The sequence below is a fragment of the Aeromonas sp. Marseille-Q7275 genome (genome assembly GCF_965119515.1).
In genome coordinates this window covers 1-2,051 of record NZ_CBCPLW010000043.1, presented here as the reverse complement: position 1 = coordinate 2,051, position 2,051 = coordinate 1, and the positions used below count along the sequence as shown (strand labels likewise).

The 2,051-nt window shown below is 65.2% G+C and carries 2 protein-coding genes; one reads left to right on the top strand and one right to left on the bottom strand.

The annotated features are described in order from the left end of the window. The coding region (locus tag ACWPWQ_RS21255; protein ID WP_454010703.1) for an LTA synthase family protein at positions 1–832 on the top strand (832 nt) is incomplete at its 5' end. A gap of 133 nt (positions 833–965) precedes the next feature. Here the strand turns inward: ACWPWQ_RS21255 and ACWPWQ_RS21250 are convergent. Next, positions 966–1,976 carry a S66 family peptidase gene (locus ACWPWQ_RS21250; protein WP_454010702.1) on the bottom strand — a complete coding sequence of 337 codons (1,011 nt, stop codon included), beginning with the start codon at positions 1,974–1,976 and terminating at the stop codon, positions 966–968. Between the last annotated feature and the right edge of the window lie 75 nt (positions 1,977–2,051).

The window sequence follows — 2,051 nt, the reverse complement described above, 5'->3', positions numbered from 1 at the left end:
GTTCGAGATGAATACCGGCCTGCCGGTGGGCCTGCTCAAGCAGGGGGTGGTGCCCTACTACTACCTCTCGGACAAGGTGCCCGGCCTTGCCAGCAGCGCCAGGCAGAACGGCTACCAGACCCTGTTCGCCCACCCCTATGTGGAGAAGTTCTGGGGCCGCGCCAAGGCTATTCCGGCGCTCGGCTACCAGGAGCGCTGGTTCGACACCCGCTTCACCACCCTGGAACACAAGGGGCTCTACATCTCGGACGATGCCCTCATCGATCACCTGATCAAGCGCAGCGAGCAGGATGACAAGCCGCTGTTCGCCTACGCGGTCACCATGCAGGGGCACGGCCCCTTCGACGGGGATCGCTATCGGGCCCAGCAGATCGACAAGGCCTGCCCGGATCAGAGCCCGGCGGAGCGGCAGTTGCTCAACACCTACTACACCGGGGTGGTGGACGCCATGGCCTCCCTTGAGCGGCTGCTCAAGACCCTGGACGGCTCAGGCAAGCGCTACCTGGTGGTGGCCTTCGGGGATCACCAGCCCTTCCTGATGTCGGCGGGCAAGGGCATCCATGGCGCCAAGCCCCCCCGGGATGCCCCCTACCAGATCCCCATGATGGCCTTCACCCGAAACGATGGCGCCATCGCACTCGATCGCCAGTTTGCCCCGGTGCGCCAGCTCTACCAGATGGGACAGGCCACCCGAGCGCTGCTGGCGGGGGATCTCACCCCCATAGAGGACAGACCCCTGCTCCACCCGGTGCTCGGGGAGGAGAAGGGCTTCGACCCCTCGCCCCTGGTGCCGCAGATCCGCGCCAGCTTCCGGGCAGATGCATTACCCTGAGGTCAATAAACATTTAAGAGACGAGGGCCGCAGATCCTTGCCACACCTTCCGGGCCGATGCCCTGCCCTGATCCTGCCCGAGAGCCCAATAAAAAGAGGCCGCAACTGCGGCCTCTTTGCATTTCTCTTGCGACTAGCGGAGCCAGGGCTCGCACAGGGTGAGGGTCTGGGCGTCGAGATCCAGCTCGGCCTGGATGCCAAGCGGCACCGTCAGCATGGGATGGGTGTGAGCGCAGTCAAACTCCGCCAGTATGGGGAAGGTCGGCTCCCCCACCACCTCCAGCAGGATATCGAGGGGCCGCTTGCCGCTACCCTCGTCGTCGAAACGCTCATGCTTGCCGAGGATGAGCGCGCCTATGCGCTCGAACACCCCGCACAGCTTGAGGTGGGCAAAGGCCCGCTCCACCGTCTGGGCAGATTTGAGGCTGTCTTCGAGCAGCAGAATGTCCCCCCGCGCTATGGACGGCATATAGGGCGAACCCCAGATCCCCGCCATTGTGTTGAGGTTGCCGCCGATCAGCCGGCCCCGCACCCGGCCAGAACCCACCGAGATCAACCGGTTGGGTTGGCACTGCTTGGCCCGGGTCTGGTTCTCCCAATCCAGCCGCTCGTCGGTCCATTGCGTCGGTGTCGGCAACCGGTGGGGCAGGCTGGCGCCACCGGCCATGCAAACTGACAGGAAGCCGGCCAGGGTCTCGTCCACCAGCGGGGGCAACTCGCCGAACGAGGCCACCAGCGCCGGGCCGTAGAAGGTGACGAGGTCGGTCTGGGCGTGGATGCCGAGCAGCAGGGCCGTCACGTCGGAGTAGCCGATGAGGATCTTGGGATCCTCTCTCAGCCCCTCGTAGTCCATATAGGGCAACAGGGAGTTTGAGTTGCTGCCGCCAATCACCGACATGATTGCCCGCACCTCTGGATCCCGGATGAGGCCATTGAGCTCTTCGGCCCGCGCCGCGATGGAGCCGGAGCGCCAGTGATCCCGCTCACCGGTCAGGCTGCCCGCCTTGAGCCTGAAACCCTGCCCTTCCAGAAACGCCCTGGCACGCTCGAACCGCCGGGGAGCCCAGGCGGTGGCCGCGCTGGAGGGAGAGAAGAAGCCTATGGTGTCGCCGGGCTTGAGCCCGGCGGGTTTGCGCAGTGCCATGGATGACGGTCGCTCCTGAGAGTCTGGGGCCGGGATCCCCAAGATCCGGCAGCAGGTTCCATCCTAATCCAGATA